Source organism: Terriglobia bacterium, assembly GCA_032252755.1.
Lineage (GTDB): Bacteria > Acidobacteriota > Terriglobia > Terriglobales > Acidobacteriaceae > JAVUPY01.
Genome location: JAVUPY010000070.1, coordinates 36,108 through 56,698, shown reverse-complemented (window position 1 = coordinate 56,698; position 20,591 = coordinate 36,108). Strand labels below are relative to the sequence as shown.

17 protein-coding genes are annotated in these 20,591 nt (G+C 59.2%); 5 read left to right on the top strand and 12 right to left on the bottom strand.

What is annotated here, in order from left to right:
- Position 1: 1 nt before the first annotated feature.
- The 7 genes from moaC to ROO76_17350 form a co-directional block, all read right to left on the bottom strand.
- A complete protein-coding gene (gene moaC / locus ROO76_17380) occupies positions 2 to 514 on the bottom strand; it encodes a cyclic pyranopterin monophosphate synthase MoaC (GenBank protein ID MDT8069938.1) in 513 nt (170 codons plus the stop codon).
- Positions 514 to 1,764 (bottom strand): molybdopterin molybdotransferase MoeA, encoded by a 1,251-nt coding sequence (locus tag ROO76_17375; protein ID MDT8069937.1) that lies wholly within the window; start codon positions 1,762 to 1,764, stop codon positions 514 to 516. The genes moaC and ROO76_17375 overlap by 1 nt, the downstream gene beginning before the upstream one ends.
- A 113-nt stretch (positions 1,765 to 1,877) precedes the next feature.
- On the bottom strand, positions 1,878 to 2,933 hold the full coding sequence (locus ROO76_17370) for a tetratricopeptide repeat protein (protein MDT8069936.1): 1,056 nt from the start codon (positions 2,931 to 2,933) through the stop codon (positions 1,878 to 1,880).
- 58 nt (positions 2,934 to 2,991) lie between these two features.
- Complete coding sequence (queC, locus tag ROO76_17365; protein MDT8069935.1) at positions 2,992 to 3,708, bottom strand: 7-cyano-7-deazaguanine synthase QueC; 717 nt, start codon at positions 3,706 to 3,708, stop codon at positions 2,992 to 2,994.
- A gap of 259 nt (positions 3,709 to 3,967) precedes the next feature.
- Positions 3,968 to 4,651 (bottom strand): radical SAM protein, encoded by a 684-nt coding sequence (locus tag ROO76_17360; protein MDT8069934.1) that lies wholly within the window; start codon positions 4,649 to 4,651, stop codon positions 3,968 to 3,970.
- 67 nt (positions 4,652 to 4,718) lie between these two features.
- Positions 4,719 to 5,096 carry a 6-carboxytetrahydropterin synthase QueD gene (queD, locus tag ROO76_17355; protein MDT8069933.1) on the bottom strand — a complete coding sequence of 126 codons (378 nt, stop codon included), beginning with the start codon at positions 5,094 to 5,096 and terminating at the stop codon, positions 4,719 to 4,721.
- A gap of 172 nt (positions 5,097 to 5,268) precedes the next feature.
- The gene (locus ROO76_17350; GenBank protein ID MDT8069932.1) at positions 5,269 to 7,272 is read right to left on the bottom strand and encodes a helicase C-terminal domain-containing protein; all 2,004 of its coding nucleotides are present in this window, start codon (positions 7,270 to 7,272) and stop codon (positions 5,269 to 5,271) included.
- A 259-nt stretch (positions 7,273 to 7,531) separates the two neighbouring features.
- Here ROO76_17350 and der point away from each other — a divergent pair, with 259 nt between their 5' ends.
- Positions 7,532 to 9,013 carry a ribosome biogenesis GTPase Der gene (gene der / locus ROO76_17345; protein ID MDT8069931.1) on the top strand — a complete coding sequence of 494 codons (1,482 nt, stop codon included), beginning with the start codon at positions 7,532 to 7,534 and terminating at the stop codon, positions 9,011 to 9,013.
- A 94-nt stretch (positions 9,014 to 9,107) separates the two neighbouring features.
- Here the strand turns inward: der and ROO76_17340 are convergent, their stop codons facing one another.
- The 5 genes from ROO76_17340 to selB all read right to left on the bottom strand — a co-directional run bounded on the left by ROO76_17340 (position 9,108) and on the right by selB (position 15,696).
- Positions 9,108 to 10,361, bottom strand: coding sequence for an ABC transporter permease (locus tag ROO76_17340; protein MDT8069930.1), 1,254 nt, complete (start codon positions 10,359 to 10,361; stop codon positions 9,108 to 9,110).
- A 13-nt stretch (positions 10,362 to 10,374) separates the two neighbouring features.
- Complete coding sequence (locus ROO76_17335) at positions 10,375 to 11,634, bottom strand: ABC transporter permease (protein ID MDT8069929.1); 1,260 nt, start codon at positions 11,632 to 11,634, stop codon at positions 10,375 to 10,377.
- Between the two features lie 69 nt (positions 11,635 to 11,703).
- A complete protein-coding gene (gene trmFO, locus ROO76_17330) occupies positions 11,704 to 13,071 on the bottom strand; it encodes a methylenetetrahydrofolate--tRNA-(uracil(54)-C(5))-methyltransferase (FADH(2)-oxidizing) TrmFO (GenBank protein MDT8069928.1) in 1,368 nt (455 codons plus the stop codon).
- Between the two features lie 73 nt (positions 13,072 to 13,144).
- Complete coding sequence (locus ROO76_17325; protein ID MDT8069927.1) at positions 13,145 to 13,633, bottom strand: GNAT family N-acetyltransferase; 489 nt, start codon at positions 13,631 to 13,633, stop codon at positions 13,145 to 13,147.
- Between the two features lie 131 nt (positions 13,634 to 13,764).
- Positions 13,765 to 15,696: a selenocysteine-specific translation elongation factor gene (gene selB, locus ROO76_17320; GenBank protein ID MDT8069926.1), complete on the bottom strand. Its 1,932-nt coding sequence runs from the start codon at positions 15,694 to 15,696 to the stop codon at positions 13,765 to 13,767.
- A 132-nt stretch (positions 15,697 to 15,828) separates the two neighbouring features.
- On the opposite strand from selB, the gene ROO76_17315 reads away from it, so the two are divergent.
- From ROO76_17315 to ROO76_17300, 4 genes are all read left to right on the top strand, one after another.
- Complete coding sequence (locus ROO76_17315; protein ID MDT8069925.1) at positions 15,829 to 17,592, top strand: VWA domain-containing protein; 1,764 nt, start codon at positions 15,829 to 15,831, stop codon at positions 17,590 to 17,592.
- Positions 17,593 to 17,761: 169 nt separating this feature from the next.
- The gene (coaD, locus tag ROO76_17310) at positions 17,762 to 18,277 is read left to right on the top strand and encodes a pantetheine-phosphate adenylyltransferase (protein ID MDT8069924.1); all 516 of its coding nucleotides are present in this window, start codon (positions 17,762 to 17,764) and stop codon (positions 18,275 to 18,277) included.
- Between the two features lie 5 nt (positions 18,278 to 18,282).
- On the top strand, positions 18,283 to 19,479 hold the full coding sequence (locus tag ROO76_17305; protein MDT8069923.1) for a pyridoxal phosphate-dependent aminotransferase: 1,197 nt from the start codon (positions 18,283 to 18,285) through the stop codon (positions 19,477 to 19,479).
- Between the two features lie 134 nt (positions 19,480 to 19,613).
- A complete protein-coding gene (locus tag ROO76_17300; protein MDT8069922.1) occupies positions 19,614 to 20,588 on the top strand; it encodes a type I phosphomannose isomerase catalytic subunit in 975 nt (324 codons plus the stop codon).
- Positions 20,589 to 20,591 lie beyond the last annotated feature (3 nt).

Sequence of the window (20,591 nt, the reverse complement as noted above, 5' to 3'; positions counted from 1 at the left end):
GCTATTTCTTTCCTTTCTTGTTTAGCCGGGCAGCACCCGGTGTTAAGACCTTACGGCGATATTCGCCGCTCCTGCCCCCGGTCTTGCGCTCCAGCACGACCTCGTGAATCTCGATACCTTTGTCGAGCGCCTTGCACATGTCGTACACCGTCAGCGCAGCCACGCTGGCCGCCACCAGGGCTTCCATTTCCACTCCGGTAACGGCGGTTGTTGCGGCGGAGGAGCGAATCGCGACGCCATTCTCGCACACGCTCACCTGCACATCAACGTGACTCAGCGGCAGGGGGTGACACATCGGGATCAACTCGGACGTGCGTTTCGCCGCCTGGATACCGGCAATTCTCGCAACCTCGAGCGGGTCGCCCTTTGGATTTTCGGGCAGCGCGCGAACGAGTTTTTGCGACATCTTCACGAAGGCGGAAGCCTCCGCGGTACGCTTCGTAGTCGCCTTCGCACTGACGTCGACCATTCTGGCGCGTCCTTGTTTGTCGTAATGCGACAGTTTGCGCGGCATCAGAGTCCAACTCCGGGAATGAGAACATTAACCATCTGCCCAGCCGGAAAGTCCTCCCGATCGGGTGGCACCACGATGTAGCAGTTCGAAGCCGCGGTGGACACCACATCTCCAGACCCATGCCACTTCGCGAATTCAACCTCCGTCGCGAATCCTTCACCTAAAAGTCGTCCCGGCAGAAATCGAGTGAGTCCCGTCTTGCTGCGAACCGCAGTCTTAAGGCGGGCCTGCAGAAATCGTGGAGCGCGTGGTTTCATCCCCGACAAAGCATCGATGACCGGCCGGACGAATAACTCGAACGTAACCATGGTAGATACAGGATTTCCCGGAAGTCCGAAGAAGGGAACTCTGCGCCCTTTTGCCTGGGCATCGCCGAAGACGAGCGGCTTGCCCGGTTGAATCGCCACTCCCGTGAAGTAGAACTGGGCCTTGTACTCGGCGAGAATTTCCTCGACATAGTCGTACTTGCCCACGGAGACGCCGCCCGTCAGCAACAGCAAATCACCCTGCAGTCCCTCGCCAATCAACTCGCGCAAACGAGCCTTGTCATCTGGCGCAACCGGAAGAAGCATCGGCTCGCCGCCTGCCTCTGCAATTTGTGAGGCAAGTGAATAGCTGTTCGAGTTCCGAATCTGGTGATGACCTGGAGCAGCAGCGATCTCCACCAGTTCATCGCCCGTAGGCAGAATGACCACCGTCGGTCGCCGATACACATCGTGCGAAGCCCACCCCACCGAGGCCGATACGGCGATTCCGGCGGGATTAAGCCGTGTGCCCTGTGAAAGAACCTCCTGCCCAGCGTGGGCTTCGGCACCCGAGGGCACGATGTTTTCTCCCTTCTCAAGTGTGCGATCCGCAACGATGATATTTCCTTCGCGCCGCGTATGCTCGTACATCAAGACAGCGTCCGTGCCCTTCGGGACCGACGCTCCCGTCATGATCTCGACACATTCCCCGACCGCGACATTCTTAGGCGCTGAGTCAAGCGGAGCTCCGGCACGGATTTCGCCGATGACCTTCAGCTTCGCGCCCGGCGCACAATCGGCGGCGCGAACTGCAAATCCGTCACGCGTGGAGCGCGGAAAGGGCGGCAGGTCTCGGTCCGCGCGTACCGCGGTCGCCACCACGCGACCGCTGGCCTCAAGCAGAGGGACGCGTTCACTCCCGGCGGGACGGTAGTTCGCGGCCTGCTGCAGTACAACCTCAACCGCATTTTCGTATGTCAGCGGAGCAGTAGCGGTGGCTTGCATGGGCGGCCTCTTCCGGATTGTAACGCGGCAGAGAAGCCATTCACCACACGCCCGAAAAGCAAAAGCCCCACCCTGGACGCGTCAGGATGGGGCGTGATTAAAATGGGATCGGCCTACTTTTTCGTCTTCTTCGGCTTACCAAAGCTGGTTTCCACCTTGGCTCCGATGCTTGCGAGCAGGTCTTTCGCACCCTGCGCGTACGGACCGTCGGGTTTCAGTTCGAGATATTTGTTCAGCGCCTCGGATGTTCCCTCGGGGGCAATCATCTTTCCCTCTTTGTCCAGGGTCGCCTTTGCCACCATGTTCACGCCCTTCCAGTAATAGGCGTCCGCTTTGTTAGGATCGGCAGCAATGCTCTTGTCGAATGCGGCGTTCGCCTCATCGGGTTTGTTCTTGTTGGTCAGAACCGCGCCCAGGTTGAAGTAGTAAGTCGCAGCATTGGTCGGGTCAACTTCGGCGGCCTTCGTGTACTCGGCAATCGCCTTATCAACCTCGTTGTTCTTCAGATATGCCTGGCCGAGATTATTGTGATACTCGCCGCGGGTGGGTTCCAGCGCGACGGCCTTTTCGTATGCCTGCACCGCCTCGGGGTACTTCTTGTCCCCCGTCAGGGCATCGCCCAGGGTGGCATATAAGATGCCCTTGGACTGATCCATCGCCACGGCTTCCTGCATGATCTGCACTGCCTGGTCCCAATTGTTTGCCTGTTCGGCAGCGCGTGCGGCAGCCAGCTTATCGTTCAGCCCTTTAATCTTCTGGTTCTCCTTGGCGACGGCTTCCTGCTGCTTCCGCTGCTCTTCCGTCATTCCGGTGGCTCTCTCCTGCGCAGCGCGCTCCTTCGCCATGTCGAGGTTGATGTTGTTCTCACCCGACAACGTGATCCTGTAATTGTTCCAGTTGTAGAAAGTCTGGCCGTCCTTCTGGAACAGGATGTTGTAGGTGCCCGGCTGAATTCCCAACGAGAAGAACTCGCCATGCTTGTCGGTCTTCAGCGTGTACTTGCGACCGCTGTCCGTGCTCTGCAGCACCACCTGGATGCCGACGTAGGGCTTGCCTGTTTCATCCTTGGCGGAGCCCTTGATTTGGGTTGTCATTTGCGCGGCAGCGCTTACCGCCAGTCCAGTGACCAGCAGCATACAGACAGTGATTAGTACGATTTGCTTCTTCATTCCCGCCTCCAGCGCGAGTTTCAGATGAACGCCGCCACAGCTTTCGTGCTCGTGTTCCTTATTTCCGCGCGGCTTGCGGTAAATAGGAAATCGGATCGACGGCCCCGGCGCCTTCAAAGGCACGCAAGCGAAGCACGCAGCTCTCACAAACGCCACAGGCGCTGTCTTCCCGGCTATAACACGACCACGTTAAATCGAACGGTGCGGCCAATTCAAGGCCGAGTTGCACGATTTCCGCTTTTCGCAATTCGATTAGCGGAGTCAAAATCTCAATTTTTCCGTCCTTCGTCCCGGTGCGAATCACGTCATTGAAGGCCCGATAATACTCCGGACGGCAGTCCGGATACCCGGAACTGTCCTGCGCCACTGCGCCAATATAGATCTTCTCCGCCCCCAGGACCTCGGCCCAACTGACCGCCACCGACAGGAAATGCGCGTTCCGAAAAGGAACATAGGTAATGGGGACCTCTTGGCCGATTTCCGGCCCGGCTTCGGGAACGTCCAGCCGGTCATCCGTAAGCGCCGAGCCGCCGATCTGGCTGAGTGCCTGGTTCCGAACGACGAGCCGGCGCGTGATTCCCAACCGCTCGCAAATTCTCTCAAACGCCTCTCGTTCGCGCCCCTCCGTACGCTGCCCATAATCGACGTGCAGCGCGGCCACCGCCTCGGCGCCGTGCTCGCGAACCGCGAGGGCCGCGCAGACGGTAGAGTCCATCCCGCCGCTGAGCACAACGACGGCCTGGATCGCCCGGAACTGATTCTGGGATTTTGGCATATCTACTTCGTTCGATGGCGGCGGCCAGCAGAATAGCTGCCCAGCAGGGTTGTCGCCAACCCCCTATTTCAGCACGGAAACGGGCTTTTGGCGCGGAAAAACGGTCGCTAGTTGCTGGTTTCCCGCGGCCGGGGAAAAAAGGTGACTGGTTGCTCGTGACTTTGGCAGGTGTCGAGGGCATCGGGAATCGCCTGATCATTGGCCCGATGGCACGACCTCGTTCCACCAGCCACCAACAAGCAGCCATCCAGCCACGGTTTTAGACGCCCTTAACCTGCGGCTGCCAGATGAACTTGTGGATTTGGAATCCGAGCCGCACGTTAAGCCCATCAGCGAGGATCCATTCAGCAAGCTGTTGCGGATCCAGCAGGCAGTGTTCGGCGGTTCGCTCGCCGACGGCGTCTTTTCGGAATGCCGGTGAGAAAATGATCCCGGCGACTTTGCAACCAATTAGGTGCTCGCGAACGAAATTGCGGGCGAACTCATAGTCGTTGCGGTCCGCCAGAACGAACTTAACTTCATCGCCACGCGTCAGCGTTTCCAGATTCTCCATTCGGAACGAACCGCCCTCGCCAGAAGCCGGACACTTCACATCGACAATCTTATGCACCTGCGCCGGAACATCCTTCAGCGGCCGCTCCCCGCTCGTCTCGATCAACACCGTGTAATTGTCCCCCAGCAGCTTCTCCATGAGCGGAACCACTTCACGCTCCTGCAACATCGGCTCGCCGCCGGTGATCTCGATCAAGCCGCCATCCGGCGACAGTCGACGCACCTCGGCTTCTACCTCTTCCACCGTCATCGGCCGTCCGCCTTTGAACGTATACTCACTGTCGCACCAGTTGCATCGCAAATTGCAGATCGCCGTCCTCACGAAGACGCACGGAAGCCCCGCAAACGACGATTCCCCCTGGAGCGATTTGTAGATTTCGATGATCTGCATGGAAGGTACTAGCTGCGAGATGCGAGGCGCGAGGAAAAACGGTTTTCGCTCCTACCGCACCTAGCCTCTATTCGTAATACGTCGCAATCGAAGTATCGGTCTCGAAGATCGTCACGGCCTTCACCGACACGCGCCCGTTGGTCACGTCGCGCAGCCGCGCATTGGTCTCGTCATAGAAGTACTTGGCCAGGTTTTCCGCCGAGGGATTCAGTTCCGTGAACGGGGTCAGGTCATTGATCATCTGGTGATCGAGATAGTCGATCATGTGCTTCATCACCAACTTCAGGTCTTTGAAATCGAGCAGCAGCCCGGCATGATCGAGCTGGCGCCCGGCCAGGGTTACCCGAACCTTGTAGTTGTGCCCGTGCGGATTTTCGCATTTGCCCTTGTAATTTCGCAGGTAATGCCCCGCCGCAAAACCGTCTTCTACCGTGACTTCGTACATTACGCCTCTGTAGCTATTGTATCGAAAACCGGCTCACCACAGAGACACTGAGGCATAGAGAAAACTGGGCGAACAGCAAATCTTGGTGAGCGGGAATGTGCCCGACAGCCTGCCATCTTGGGTTTCCAGCCAAGAATCCTCGGTGCCTCCGTGGTGAATCGGTTCTTTCGGCTTACTCGCAGCCGAAGAATTCTGCGACCTTTGACAGTTCCAGAGTCCTTTTGTAGTTCGGCAGGCTTTGCAGGAAAACCCGCCCGTACTGCTTCTTGAGGATACGGTTGTCGAGCAGCGCCAGGAGCCCGCGATCATGCAGCGACCGGATCAGCCGCCCGAAGCCCTGTTTCAAGGTAATGACTGCCGAAGGCACCTGGTACTCGAAGAATGCGTTCCCGCCGCTCTCGTCGATGGCATGAATCCTCGCTGCGACGACGGGGTCATTTGGTACCGCGAAAGGTAGCCGGTCAATAATGACGGCGCTCAGTTGATCTCCCTGTACGTCCACGCCTTGCCAGAACGAAGACGTCGCGAACAGCACCGAGTTCGGCGTCGTCCGGAACTCCTCCAGCAGCGCGTTCTTTGGCGCGTCGCCCTGCAATAGCATCGGGTACTCAAGTTCCCCCAGGAGCAGGTCATAAACCTGGTGCATCTGCGCATAACTCGTAAAGAGACAAAACGCCCGCCCTCGCGTGATTTCCAGTAGCTGGCGAATACGCCGGGCTGCGCAGGACGAGAACGTGCTCTCGCGCGGATCAGGCAAATCGGGTGGTACGTAAAAGATCGCTTGCGACTCGTAATCGAAATGCGACGGCACGATCTGTTCGCGCGCTGTATCGAGCCCCAGCCGCTGCTGGATGTAGCTGAAGCCCCCGCCGACCGCGAGCGTCGCCGACGTTAGTACAGTCGTCTCCATCTGGTCGAACAGGGTTTCGCGCAGAATCTGCGAGACATCGATTGGGGTCGCCTGCAGAAAAACGTTCGGCTGTCCGCGCCGTCCGAACTCGCCCCGCCGCTCGATCCAGAAGACCGTATTTTTGTCGTGCGACTCCAGGACGAAGCTGATCTGCGTCCGGATCTCCTCGCACCGGCGAACCAGGTTGAAAACCTCGTCCGGTTTGTTCGGGATCTGCGACAGTGCGGATGCCAATCCCGTAATCGCGTTCTGAATGGCCAAATACTCGTCGCCATTCTCTTCGAGGAACTCCTGCCGATTCTCAAACGCAAACCGCCCCTCGCCCGGCGGCAGCAGCGAAAAGAAGAACTGCGAGCGCTCGCGTAGTCGCACACACGCCTGTGCCACATCCACAGCCGCAATCGCCTTCTCGCGCATCGTGATCTCGGTATCGCGAATCAGGTCGTCAACCCGCAGATTGCTGACGGATATCCCGAAATAGCTGCTGGCTACGTCCTCGAGTTCGTGCGCCTCGTCGAAGATCACCGCGCCGAATTCCGGCAGTACTCCTGCATCGGGCACCTCGGCCGCCCGCTTCACCGCAAGATCGGCAAAGAACAGATGGTGATTGACAATGATGATGTCGCTTTCGAGCGCCTTCCGCCGCATTTCAGTCACAAAGCAGCGTTCAAACTCCTTGCATTTCTGCCAGATGCACCGCTCCACTCGAGCGTCGAGCTTGGGCCAAAGCTGGCTCGCCTCGGGAATCGACGCCAGTTCGGCGCGATCGCCGGTCTTCGTGACCTTCTCCCACTCGGCAATTGTTCGGTACTGGTCGATCTCTTCCAGCCCTGTGAGAATCGGCCGGTCCGTCAGCTCGTACAGCTTCGCCCGGCAAAGATAGTTGTTCCGCCCCTTCATGTAGCAAACGCGCAGCCGTGGCGCACCATCGGCGGATGGTCCGAAGAGCGCCTCTTCCAAGAAGGGAACGTCTTTGTAGAAGAGTTGCTCCTGGAGCGTCTTCGTCCCAGTAGAGATAACAACCCGCTTGCCCGACCGGATCACCGGCAGCAGGTACGCCAAGGTCTTCCCCGTACCGGTTCCCGCCTCGACCACGAGGTGCCGTTTCTCGTTCAGCGCCTGCTCGACAGCCTGCGCCATAGCCAACTGCCCGCGCCGAAACTCGTACGCCGGATGCGTGCGTGAAAGCAATCCACCGGGTCCGAAGAACTGGTGCAGCGAGAGCCGGGAGACATCGACGGGTGCGGATTGGGAGGAAGAGGACACCGAGTCTCTATAATACTTTGGATAGGCTGCGAAAATGCCAGAGTGTCCATTCAAAATTGGCGACCGTGTACGTTTCGCGCCCGATTCCCACGCATTAGGCTGGAGCGGGGCATCCTTGGACAGACTGCGGATTCATCCCGGAGATGTTGGGACCGTAACCGAGATCACGGACGGGCGGTATCTCAGGCTCGATGATCATCGCGGCGGTTTCCATTGGGAGTGTTTTCGACCAGCATGAGCTTCGTGCGAAAGCCGAGATATGACACATAAAAAAACGACGCATGATTCCGAGGGCCTCCTCGCCATTGTCGGCCGCCCCAACGTGGGCAAATCCACGCTCTTCAACCGCATCGTCGGCCGGCGGCGCGCCATTGTCGGGGACGAACCCGGGATCACCCGCGATCGGCTCTATGGCGAGGCGTATTGGCGTGGCCGTAAGTTTCGCGTCGTCGACACCGGCGGCATCATTCCAGACGACGCCGAACTGATCCCCTCGGAAATATTTCGCCAGGCGCGGGTCGCGTTCGACGAAGCCGCCGCGATCGTGATGGTCGTCGATGGCCGCACCGAACTCGCCGCGCCCGATCTGGAACTCGCACGCCTGCTGCTGCGTACCGGCAAGCCTCTGTATCTCGCGGTCAATAAAATCGATACCCCGAAGCTCGAGGCCCACGCGCAAAACTTCCGCCGCCTCGGCATCAAGAACCTCTACCCGGTCTCAGCCGAGCACGGAGACGGCGTCGCCGAACTGCTCGAAGCCGTGATGGAAGTCGTGCCCACGGTTCCGGAAGAAGATGAAGACAGAAGGAAGTCGCGCCCAAGCCGCTTTGAGGTTCCGGAAGACGACACTCTGGATGACATCCTCGCGACCGTAGAACCGGTCACTGACGAAAAGCCCGGGCCGTCCGAGATCCGCATTGCCATCATTGGCAAGCCCAATGTAGGGAAATCGACTCTCCTGAATGCGCTCACGAAATCCGAACGCGCCATCGTCTCGCCCATTCCCGGCACAACGCGCGATGCCGTCGACGAACTGGTCGAGCGCGAAGGCCAGAAGTACCGCTTCGTCGACACCGCCGGTATCCGCCGCAAGGGTAAGACGAAACTGATGGCCGAAAAGCTCTCGGTCGTGATGGCCCGCCGCCACCTGGAAGAATCCGACGTCGCCCTCATGGTCATCGACGCCAAGGAAGGTGTCACCGCCCTCGACGCCAACATAGCCGGCTACGCCCACGAGAGCGGACGCTCCGTCATCATCGTCATCAACAAATGGGACCTCGTCACCACGGCGCGCACCGATGGCAAGCCGCCCGCCGACAGCCGCCTCTACGAGCAGCAGGTGCGCGACGCCCTCAAATTCCTCGACTACGCTCCCGTGCTCTTCGTTTCCGCCATGAATGGCAAGAACATCGAGCGCGTCTTCGAGACCGTGGAACTCGTGGCGCGCGAGCGCCGCAAGCGCATCTCCACCGGCGAAATGAACCGCTTTCTCAAAACCGTTGATTTTGAGCGCGCCTCGGTCCCGGCCCGGAACCGCGTCCGCATCTTCTACATGACGCAGGCCGCTGTCGCCCCACCCACCTTCATAATCTTCACCGACAAGGACGTGAAACTCCACTTCTCCTACGAGCGCTTCCTGCAAAACCAGATCCGCAACGCGTTCAAATTCGTCGGCTCACCGATATGGATTAAGAATCGGCCACGGCAGAGAAGAGATTTTGTCCCTGGGCCGAAAAGATAGAAAACGCGCCTCACCACAGAGACACTGAGGCCATAGAGTGTTTTTGAATTCCTGTCCTCTGTCCTCTGTGTCTCTGTGGTGAATCGGTTTTTGACTATTCGTATCTCAGCGCTTCCACCGGATCCAGCCTCGCCGCTTTCATCGCCGGCATCAATCCGCTGAGCACGCCAACGACCAGCAGGACGAAACTCGACAGCAGAACCGTTCCCAGGGAGATATGCAGATGGATGTCTGCCTTCCCCGATTCGTCTTTGAATAGTGGGCCGAGCAGTGGCAAGGTGCCGACCGCGGCCGCGAGTACATACGAGAGCAGAATTCCCAGCACGCCGCCGATCATCATGAGTACCAGCGTTTCGGCGAGCATCTGCAGCCGCACGTGAATTTTCCTTGCCCCCAGCGCGCGACGCAGCCCGAATTCCCGGATTCGCTCGTCCACCGATACGAGCATGATGTTCATCACGCCCACGCCGCCGATCCCGAGTGTCAGCGCTCCGATGAACATCAGCAGAACTTGGAGGCCGATTGTCAGCCCGTCGATTACCGGCCGGAACTGTTCGCGCCCGAACATCTGGATGGCTTTCTTGTCGGTTGGCGAAAAGCCCTGACGCTCCGCAACCGCTGCGAGCAACTGCGCCTCGGCCTCTTTTTCGAATCGTGGCGCCACCGGAGCCATCACCAGCGTGGCCGCGTAGCGCGTATTCCACATGTCGCCGGCAGTGGAGTAGGGAATCCACGCCGAGCGGTCGTCGGGCATGAAGTAATTGCTCAACTGGATCTTTTTCTCCATCGTGCCAACGACCGTGAAGCGCACGCCGCCTACCTGCACGGTCTCGCCCACCGCCGGACGACCGCTGAACAATTGCTCCCGTACGCGATTTCCCAGGAAGATCACGCGACGACGTTCGAGTTCATCCGACGCCGAGAGCCAGCGCCCCTCGCTCGGAACTTCATTGCGCAACTGTCCGTACTCCGGGCAGACACCGCGCACGGCCGTGTTTACCAGGCGATCGCCATATGCCACGGGCAACGTGCGCACTGTTTCCATGCACACGGTCTTCACCATCGGCGAGGTCTCACGGATGAATTCGACGTCTGCTTTTTCGAAGTGAACCTGCTTTCCCGCACGCTGTCCGCCGGGTTGCTCGCTGGTCTGTTGCGGCCAGCAGACGACGGCACTTTTGCCGAACGCCTCGAAAGCCGTAACCAGCACACTGCGGAACCCGTCGCCATAGGCGATCAGCAGCGTGACCGAGACAATTCCCCAGACCACGCCAAGCATGGTGAGGGAACTGCGCGTGCGGTTACGGCGCAACGCGAAGAACGCTTCGGCGAAGATCTCTTTCAGCATTCCCCACATCGCGTTACCCTCCTGCCTCGTAACGCAGTGCCTCAATCGGATCGATGCACGCTGCGCGGCGTGCCGGGTACATAGCCGCGAACATGGCCACGCTTCCCAAAAGGAAAATAGCGAGCGCGCCCGACTGCCACGTCGGCAGCAGTCCGGCAAAGAACTCCGGCATCGGCAACAGATTAACTAGCGAACAAATTCCGTATGCAATCGCAAGCCCCACGCCGCCGCTGAGGAAGACGATAATCACCGTCTCGGCGAAGAACTGGTGGAGGATGCTTGTCGCCGGAGCGCCCACGGCTTTGCGCACCCCGATCTCCCGCGTCCGCTCGCGCACAGCAACCAGCATCACGTTCATCACACCGATGCCGCCGAGGAACAGCGTCGTAATGCCGACCGCACCCAGGAAATACTTCATTCCATCCGTCATCTTCGTGAACGCCTCGGCTTCCTCGAGCGTGTCCCATATCCCGGCCGCTTCTTTATCCGTTGGATCGAAATTATGCAGGCGCCCCAAAGACGCTCGAATCTCGCCCTTGCAGGCCTCGTGGTCCTGCACCGAGCGCGGCTGCACCAGGAGGCGGTCAACACTCAGCGGCGTAGCCGGAGGCTTATTGGGGAAATACTGCTGCATCACCGTGAACGGAACGAATATTTTGTTGACGTCCCATCCGTCGTACGACGAGTCCTGGTCCTTGTTCTTCATCACGCCGATCACGGTGAACGGCTGGTCGTTGATCGAGATGGTTTCGCCCAGCGGGTTCCGCGAACCGAATAACTGCTTCTTGATATCGCTGCCGAGAATGGCGACTGCGCGCTTCTGGCGCACGTCGTCCCAGTTGTAAAACCGGCCCTGCTCGATGCCGATGCTGCGCACTTCGGCAAACTCTGGATAAGAACCAGTCACGATGGGCATTCCGGAGTTGTAGCTGCTATGAACCTTGAGGTCGCTCTGCCCGAGTTCGGGCATGATGTAGCGGCACGACGGAGAGTCCGCCTGGAGAATCGGAATATCGCTCGTTTCGAAGATGATGCGCCGCCCCGCGCGCGTTCCGCCTGCTTGCAGGCTCGTCCGCCCCGCAAAGACGATCATCAAGTCTCGCGCAAAGCTCTGAGCCACTTTCTGCTGGCCCACGCGCAGCCCCTCACCAGCCGCCACCATCAGCACGATAGAGACCACGCCCCAGGCAATGCCAAACATTGTCAGAAACGTCCGGCGCTTCTGCGACCAAAGCGTAGCGATGACATCACGAAATAGGTCTCGGAAGATCATGGAGAGCAATCGGCAACTGTTCCCGCACTGCATCAGACGTGCGGCTGCCCACATCGTTAGGTACGAAAATCAGGAGCGAGTAGTTCCGATAATCGGAGAGGAAATATCAACCTGCTGAATCCACTGGTCCAGAGCTATGAGGGCCCGCTGGCAAACGAGCGCATGCCTCGCCTTTTTGTCGCGGATGCGACGGCGGGTGGTCTCATCGAGGTGTTCGAGTAAATCGAACGTAATGTTGGCCGGTTGGAAGTTTTTCGCCTCGGCATGGCAGATGTAATTAAGCAGCGACCCGAATGCCGTTGCATGTGGTGCTGGAATCGGCTCTTGACCTTGCGCTATCGCCGCCGCATAGATCCCTGCAAGCTGCCCGGTTGCGATGGACTCGACGTAGCCTTCGACCCCGGAGATTTGTCCGGCGAATAGCACCTTCGGGTGCTGCTTCATCTGCAACGACTCGCGCAGCAGCGTAGGAGCGTTGATGTACGTGTTGCGGTGAATCTGCCCGTAGCGCAGGAATTTCGCATTCTCCAGGCCGGGAATCATGCGAAAGATCCGCGCCTGTTCACCGAACTTCAAGTGATTCTGGAACCCGACAATGTTGTAGCTGTCTGCGCGCAGGTTTTCCTGGCGCAACTGCACCACCGCGAACGGCCACTTCCCCGTCCGAGGGTCGCGCAACCCCACCGGCTTCATCGGCCCAAACCGCAAAGTGTCGCGTCCGCGCCGCGCAATCTCCTCGATAGGGAGGCAGCCCTCAAAATAATTCAGCTTCTCCCAATCGTGCCCCGCAACCGACTCCGCCGAAGTCAGCGCATCGACGAACGCGTAGTACTCGGCCTCACTCATTGGGCAGTTGATGTAGTCCGCCGTGCCCTTGTCGTATCTTGCGGCGAGATAGACCTTCTCCTGATCAATGGAATCGGCGTCAACAATCGGAGAGATCGAGTCGTAAAAGTACAGCCGCGCAGTTTTATCCGCCGAGGCAGACAGCCGCTCGATTTCGCGGGCCAGCGAATCTGAAGTCAACGGACCGGTCGCGACGATCGTGATCTCATTCTCTTCATCAATCCTTGTGACTTCCTCGCGGACGACTCGGATGCGTGGTTCACCCTCGATTGCCTCTGTTACTCGACGTGCGAATATCTCACGGTCGACAGCAAGCGCATGTCCCGCCGGCACGGCGACCGCGCGTGCAATCTCGATCAGCAGCGATCCCGCGCGCCGCATCTCTTCCTTCAGTAGCCAGGGCGCGGTATTCTCGCTATCGCTCTTCAGCGAATTCGAGCAGACCAGTTCGGCAAAGTTCGAGGTCTGGTGTGCGGGCGTCGAACGCGTCGGGCGCATTTCATACAACTCGACCTCGAGCCCGCGCCGCGCAACTTGCCACGCCGCTTCAGGACCGGCCAGCCCGCCGCCAAGAACCTTGATCTTCTTCATAGAGCCAAGCGTAAGAGGAGACACTCAAAACAATTAGGTGGAGAATCCGCGTTCATCTGCGAAAATCCGCGGTTCATTCTTTCTGCGCCATGTCTGCCATCTTCTTCAACTTCTCCCCCTCCACCCGCATCGTCAGCCACTCGCTCATCATCTCCACGCCGAGCGACTTGTAAAAATCAATTGCAGGCGTATTCCAGTCGAGCACCTGCCACTGAAAGCGCCCGCAATTCTCGGCGACGGCCAGTTTTGCGAGATACAACAATAGGGCTTTGCCGATCCCTTTTCCCCGAAACGCCGGCTTGACGAACAAATCTTCGAGGTACAGCCCCGGTTTCCCCTGCCACGTCGAGTAGTTGTAGAAGAAGAAGGCGAAGCCCGCCGGAGCGCCGTTCCACTCGGCGATGAGGCAACGATACTTCGGCTCTGGACCAAAGCCATCGCGCATCAGGTCCTCCTGCGTCGTCACCGCCGACTCCGGCGAGCGCTCGTATTCGGCCAGGTCACGAATGAACTGCTGGATGAGCGGAACATCGGCTGCAGTGGCAGGGCGGATGCGGAGCATAAAGTAATTATATCGACGCAGAATCGAGTTTCCCGACTCTCAGAATAACGAATGTCGGAATAATGAATGGAAACCAGCACACTCCACAAACCTGCCTGTCATTCGTGATTCCGGAACTCGTCAATCGTCATTCACAGTATCTGCCTCGCATCCCCAATTCTTCGTGTCACGCGTTCGCGGTCAAGATATTCCAGCAGCGGAATAGCGTATTTGCGACTGACTCCAGTCGCATCTTTGAATCGCGAGATGTCGATTTGGGGCGTCTGCGACCGCATCCCCCGAACCTTCTGCTTGAGTTGATCGAGCGCATCGCGATGAAAGACAAGGTCGTCGCTCAACTTCACGAGCACGCGGTCGCGCAACAGCAAGGTGACAATCTTCTGAGCGCGCTCGCGGTCAATCTTCAGCCCGGCCATTACATCTTTCAGGGCCGGAACCTTCAATCCTGCCGACGAGAACGCCTGTTCGATAACCTGCTTCGCCTCGGTTTCCTCGTCCTTCATCTGCACGCCGCGCCCGGCGAGCCTCACAATTTCATCATGGACCTCTGCCTTGCCGGAACCAGTCAGTAGCTTCAGGACTAGTTCGAACGATACCGCTGATAATGCACTCTTCTCGCGCAACTCCTCGCGGCTGATCCCTGGCGCCAGCGGATTCTGATTATGAAACCGTTCCAGCACAAATCGCACATCCTCAGTCGCCTGCTCGATATCCGCACGCGAAACCAGCAACGATCCAGTACGCAGGACCTTGCCCTCCTGCGCCAGTCGTTGCGCAACTTCATTTACACGCTGTTCCGTCCATCCGGTCTCGGCGATGGCTTCCGACAGCAACAGCCCATCTTCGGCCCGCCTGGCGATGCGCGCCATCAATCCGCCCAAGGCATCGCCCGACCGAATCGTTTCCAGAAACTCCAGGTGCCGGTCCGTCTCGCGACGACGCCAGCGCGGGGAGTTGTCGAGTACCACTCCCCCGCCAATCGTCACCAGCGGCGAGAACTGCCGGATGATGAAGCGATCTCCCGCCACCAGCGCCATCGGGTTCGCGAGATGAAGGCAAGCATATCCGCTCGCGCCCGGTGCCATCAGATCGTCACCGATCAAGCCAACCTGCGCGACCGTTTCCGCTGTGAAGGCGTGCACATGGACCGGCGCGCGCTGCTTCAGCGGTTTCGTCTCCGGCAGCATTGTTAGCCACACATCGACAGTCACGGACGCGCGAAGCGTGTCCGGCGCGACCAGCATTTGCCCGCGCCAGAGTTCCTCGGTCGCTACTCCCGCCAGATTCAGCGCCGTCCGCTGTCCAGCGAAGGCCCTCTCCTCCGCGACCCCGTGTGTCTGAATCCCTCGAATCCTCGCACGCCGACGATCGGGTAGTATCTCGACATCTTCTTCTCGGAAAACTGAACCGCTGATCAGCGTCCCCGTGACTACCGTTCCGAAGCCCTTCATCGTGAACACGCGATCGATCGGCAGCCGAAACGGCATGGTCGTGCTCTTCGCCGGGACCTCGGCCGCAATTCTCGCCAGTTCCTTCGTCAACTGTTCGAGTCCGATGCCGGCAAGCGCACTGACGGGAATGATCGGCGCATTCTCCAGGAACGACTCGCGCAGGAACTCCGCGACTTCCATCCGGACAACATCGAGAGTCTCGGCATCGACGAGGTCCGATTTCGTGATGACCGTTATTCCGCGTGGGATCGATAGCAACCGGCAGATATCGAAGTGCTCGCGTGTCTGCGGCTTAATCCCCTCGTCCGCCGAAACGATCAGCAGAACGATATCCATACCGCCGACGCCTGCGAGCATGTTGCGCACAAAGCGCTCATGCCCGGGCACATCGACGAAGCCAATGCGGATCGGTTCGCCGCCCGGGGAATGAAGGTCCAGGCTGGCGAACCCGAGATCGATCGTGATCCCCCGTCGCTTCTCCTCTTCCCAGCGATCGGGATCGGTACCCGTCAGCGCCTTCACCAGTGCGCTCTTCCCGTGGTCGATATGCCCGGCAGTGCCGACGATGACGGATTTCATCCCGAACAGTGTAACGGATACAGCACTCGACACGCCTGGGGCGATATCGGTACCGTACAGAAAGGAAAAAACGAGCGACTGAACTTTTTCGCGAGATCCCTCCCGCAGCCGCTCCGGCCTGCATCTCAAGTCAGAAGCTATCATTCCATGGGCCGAGGTTTGTCGATGCGCCGAATTGCTGGCGTACTACTCTCATTCGTTTTCGCGGCCTCCTTGGCTGCGCAAACCAATTCTGAACTGGCAGAGTTCCGCGCCGCCGCCGCTAAGCCCGATGCCGCCCAGCGAGTCTCCGCCCTGGCACAGTTTCTCGCCGGTCACCCTCAGACTTCCTTGAACCTTGACGCCCTCGAGCTTCTGGTTTGGAACAGTCGCACTGGTGCTTCTCTCGCTGACCTCGAACACTGGACATCCCAACTGCTCAGTGCCTCGCCGCAGAACCCACTCGCCGCCGCGGTCATCCTCGGCGACTCTCTTCCCATCGCAAAGCCCGAAGCCCCTGCCGGCCGCGCGAAGGGGGCCATCACCGCCCTCGATCACTTTGATCGTCCCGAAGGTATGTCGCACGACGATTTCGCCGCCATGAAGAACTACGTCGTTGCCACCCTCAATGGCGTCGTCGGTTACAGCTACTTTGAGCAGAAAGATTTCTCGGCGGCCCTCCCGTATCTTCGGAAGTCGGTGACGTTATTCCCTGATAACGCCCAACTCGTTTACACCCTCGCTCTCTCCGATCTGCAGGGAAGCAGGGAGTACCAGGCCGAAGGCTTTCGCTACCTTGCCCGCTCGGTGAATCTCACTCGGGGAACTCCCGCCGGCGAAACTCTCGCGACCTTTGCACAACAGAAATACGTCGACGCTGGCGGTACGACTGCCGACTGGAATAAGTATTTGGCTGCTGAACCGGTACCTCCGAGGGTCACAACTTCGGAACCGGTCGAAACCGCCCGTGCAGGCACCGCGCACCCGGCGAATGCGGCTATCTCTCCTGCCAGATCGTCTGCAGCCCCATCTTCCACAATGACTGGCAGCAATCCCCAGCCTCGAACTGGCGCCGTCGGCAGTTCCGCTGCGCCTGCGAGGGCGGACACCGCCAATCCCGCTTCAACTCGGTCGAATGCAGCCGCGATAACTCCATCTGCAACATCGACCGCCACTGGCCCGCAGCCCAGATCATCAGCGCCGGCAAACTCTACTCCTGTCGCAACCGCCGCGAATCATCCAGCAACATCGGCTCCCTCAGCTACCTTGCCTCCCTCCAAGGTCGCGGCCGCGCGCGCAAATGCCACAACGGAAGTCGCAATGGCCACCCCACCACCTCCTCCGCCGCCGAGCAAGCCGGCTTACCCAATCGTGCCGCCTCGTCACATCCCGGCATTGGTTAAAGGAGCACCGATGTCGATTGGGCTGTTGATACAGTCGGCATTGGCCCAGAAGGGAACTCGCCAACCGCTCGTCTCCGACCTCACCGATATGGTTCGCCGCCTTCACCCGTACGACGAAGCCTTCGTCATGTCGTTCAGCAAGGGCATGGTCTTTCAGGAAGACCTGACCTCCGACGACAAGGCGCTGGAGAGCGCCATGGATTCCATCGCCCCCGAGCAGGGTTCAGCCATCTATGACGCGGTTACTTTCGCGGCCGGGCACCTCAACCGCATTGCTCGCAACCCGAACCGGGTTCTGATTGTTTTCGCGACCCAGGGCGACCGAAGCAGCGAAGTCTCGCCCCTCGAACTTTCCAGCGAATTGAACGTCAGCGGAGTGCGCATCTACTGCATCGGCCTCGACGTCGCATCGCCATCCGACCAAGCACGCCTGCAGCAACTCGCGGCTTATACCGGCGGCCGCGCCTATTTCGTCAACGGCACCGCAGCGATCCGTTCAGCCATCAGATCCATCTCTGGAGATTTGGGCATTCTCTATCCAAACTGAGAGCTACCGCGAAGGCCGAAGTCATGAAGAATTGTGATTTCAAAACTCCGGGTCTTCGTGCCTTCGTGGTTTACCTAAACCGGTTGCACCGTGCCCCTCACCCGCATAGAATCTAAGCTCTGCCCGCAATTTGCAGTGTGTGTTCCAGGGCAACCTTCGCTGGTGCTCATTGAAGCGAGTTATAGCCATTTATCCGGGGACTTTTGATCCGCTCACAAACGGACACCTCGACCTGATTCATCGAGGCGCGAAGATATTCGACGAACTGATTGTCGCCATTCTTCAGAACCCGGAGAAAACGCCGCTGTTCTCGCTCGACGAACGCCTTGAGATGCTCCGCGAATGCGTGAAGGGCCAGCCAAACGTGAAGGTTGATACCTTCAGGGGCTTGCTGGTGGATTACGCGGCGCGCAAGAAGGCCAAGGCGGTGCTGCGAGGCATTCGCGCGGTGAGCGACTACGAGTACGAATTGCAGATGGCGCTGATGAATCGCAAGCTCGATCCGCGCCTGGAGACGATTTTCATGATGCCCGCCGAAGCCTATTCCTACCTGAGCTCCCGCCTGGTGCGCGAGATTGGGATGCTCGGCGGATCGGTTTCGTGCCTGGTGCCGCCTAACGTGGATCGGCGCTTGCGCGAAAAATTGCACGTCAAACCCGCGGTTCGAACCGCAAAGAAGAGGTGAGCCTGATGTCGACGACCACCCCCGCCAAGCCCGCGTTCACAGCGCGCATTAACCGCATCGAAATTTCCGCGACCCTTGCTGTCGTCAACGAAGCCGACAAGCTTCGCATGGAAGGCCACGACCTGGTCGACCTCGGCGCCGGCGAGCCGCACTTCCAGGTGCCGCAGCACATCAAGAACGCCGCCATCGCCGCCATCAACGGCAATTTCAGCAAGTACACCGCCGTAGGTGGAACCGCCGATCTTCGCGACTCCATCGCCGCCCGCCACACCGCCGACTTCGGTACCGGCTACAAGCGCGAGGAGGTCATTGCCTCTACCGGCGGCAAGAATGCGTTGTTTAACGCCTTTCAAGTGCTGGTCGATCATGGCGATGAGGTCATCGTCCCGGCGCCCTACTGGGTTTCGTTCAAGGACATCGTGAATTACGGCGGCGGCAAGTGCGTCTTTGTCGAAACCGACGAGCGCAAAGGCTTCGCCCTGACCCCCGAAATGGTCGAGCGCGCCATCACGCCGCGCACCAAGGTTATTCTGCTCAACTCCCCGAACAACCCAACCGGCGCGGTTCTGACTCCCGAGCAGATCACGGCCATCGTGCACATGGCCGCCGAGCGCGGTATCTACGTCCTGAGCGACGAGTGTTACGTTTACCTGAACTATACCGGGCGTCTCTTCTCCGCCGCCTCGGTCAAGGATGCGCGCGACTACGTCGTAATACTCGGTTCGCTCTCCAAAACCTACGCCATGACCGGCTGGCGCCTCGGTTTTGCCCTCGGTCCCGCTGCAATCATCAAGCAGATGCAGAAGTTGCAGAGCCAATCGACCTCGAACCCCACCTCGATCATCCAGAAGGCGGCTGTGGCGGCTTTGCGTGACTCCCAGGCGTGCGTCGCCGAGATGCGCGAAGACTACGTCCGCCTGCGCGAAAGAATTGTCAGCGGTCTGCGCGCGATCCCCGGGATCGAGTGCCATCATCCCGACGGTGCATTTTACGTCTTCCCGAATATCAGTAAGTTCTTCGGCCGTGGCGGGATGAATTCGGCCGCCGATGTTGCGGGGAAGTTGCTACGCGAAGCCCACGTGGTCACCGTACCTGGAGAAGCCTTCGGCAGCCCGAACAACATCCGCCTGTCCTACGCCACTTCGGCGAAGGAGATCGATCGCGGTCTCGATCGCATGCGCACTTTCTTCGCAAGGCTGTAGAGGTTTCGATATGCCCCACCCTTCTCGCCAAGCGAGAGGGTGGGGGAGTTTACTTCGCAAGAGGATACAGGTGCTCCCCGGCAACATCTCTGCTGTCCTCATGTTCTAATATTCCTTTGTCACAGATGAAACCGATGTCCCAACTCTATCCCTTGTTGCTGATGCCGGAATTCCACGAGCGTGTTTGGGGAACACGCGACCTGGCACCCATCTACTCGCGCATCGTCGGGAAAGAGCCTATCGGCGAGGCTTGGCTCACCGGTGAGCAATGCAAAGTAGCGAACGGACCGTTTTCAGGAACAACACTGGCCGAATTGTGCCAGCGCTTCGGGCGCGAGCTAGTCGGCGCAACCTCTCCCGAGGCCAATCGCTTTCCCTTGCTCATCAAATTCCTTTTTCCAAAGCAAAAGCTCTCAGTCCAGGTGCATCCCGATGACGATGGCGCCCGCGCCCTGGGCTTGCCAAACGGCAAGACCGAATGCTGGTACGTTGCTCGCTCCGTCGCCGGCGCCCAGGTCGGTCTCGGGCTGAAGCAGGGTACGACCCGCGAACAGTTCGCCCGCGCCATCGAGGAAAAGCATGCCGAAGACCTAATGAACTGGATCGACGTGAAGACCGGCGACATGATTTACGTCGACGCCGGAACCGTCCACGCCATCGCTCCAGGATCAATCCTCGTCGAGGCCCAGCAGAACTCCGATACAACATTTCGCCTTTACGATTATGGCCGACCCCGCGAGTTGCACGTCGAGCAGGGAATGCGCGCTGTTCGCGAGAAAACTGCTGCTGGCAAAGTTATTCGCGAAAACCAAAACGGGCATGATGTCCTCGTCGCTTCGCCTTACTTCGTGGTGGAGAGATACAACGTCGCAGAACCGAAGTCGTTCACCGAGAAAGAAGGAATCTCTGCACAGATTCTTGTAGCGGTCGACGGTGCCGGCGCGGTCGAATCTCCGGGAGCGCAGCCGGTTGCCTTCAATCGCGGCGAGGCAGTTATCATTCCAGCAAGCGTGCCGGAGTTCACTGTCCGCCCGCAGTGGACGCTCGAGATGCTGCGCATGAGCGTGCCGGCAGAAAAACTGCCGCCGCCGAAAACTACATTGCCGTAGAAA

Coding starts and splice junctions, on each gene's coding strand:
- moaC (MDT8069938.1), bottom strand. CDS start 514: ATGCCGCGCAAACTGTCGCATTACGACAAACAAGGACGCGCCAGAATG.
- ROO76_17375 (MDT8069937.1), bottom strand. CDS start 1,764: ATGCAAGCCACCGCTACTGCTCCGCTGACATACGAAAATGCGGTTGAG.
- ROO76_17370 (MDT8069936.1), bottom strand. CDS start 2,933: ATGAAGAAGCAAATCGTACTAATCACTGTCTGTATGCTGCTGGTCACT.
- queC (MDT8069935.1), bottom strand. CDS start 3,708: ATGCCAAAATCCCAGAATCAGTTCCGGGCGATCCAGGCCGTCGTTGTG.
- ROO76_17360 (MDT8069934.1), bottom strand. CDS start 4,651: ATGCAGATCATCGAAATCTACAAATCGCTCCAGGGGGAATCGTCGTTT.
- queD (MDT8069933.1), bottom strand. CDS start 5,096: ATGTACGAAGTCACGGTAGAAGACGGTTTTGCGGCGGGGCATTACCTG.
- der (MDT8069931.1), top strand. CDS start 7,532: ATGACACATAAAAAAACGACGCATGATTCCGAGGGCCTCCTCGCCATT.
- ROO76_17340 (MDT8069930.1), bottom strand. CDS start 10,361: ATGCTGAAAGAGATCTTCGCCGAAGCGTTCTTCGCGTTGCGCCGTAAC.
- ROO76_17335 (MDT8069929.1), bottom strand. CDS start 11,634: ATGATCTTCCGAGACCTATTTCGTGATGTCATCGCTACGCTTTGGTCG.
- trmFO (MDT8069928.1), bottom strand. CDS start 13,071: ATGAAGAAGATCAAGGTTCTTGGCGGCGGGCTGGCCGGTCCTGAAGCG.
- ROO76_17325 (MDT8069927.1), bottom strand. CDS start 13,633: ATGCTCCGCATCCGCCCTGCCACTGCAGCCGATGTTCCGCTCATCCAG.
- ROO76_17315 (MDT8069925.1), top strand. CDS start 15,829: ATGCGCCGAATTGCTGGCGTACTACTCTCATTCGTTTTCGCGGCCTCC.
- ROO76_17305 (MDT8069923.1), top strand. CDS start 18,283: ATGTCGACGACCACCCCCGCCAAGCCCGCGTTCACAGCGCGCATTAAC.
- ROO76_17300 (MDT8069922.1), top strand. CDS start 19,614: ATGTCCCAACTCTATCCCTTGTTGCTGATGCCGGAATTCCACGAGCGT.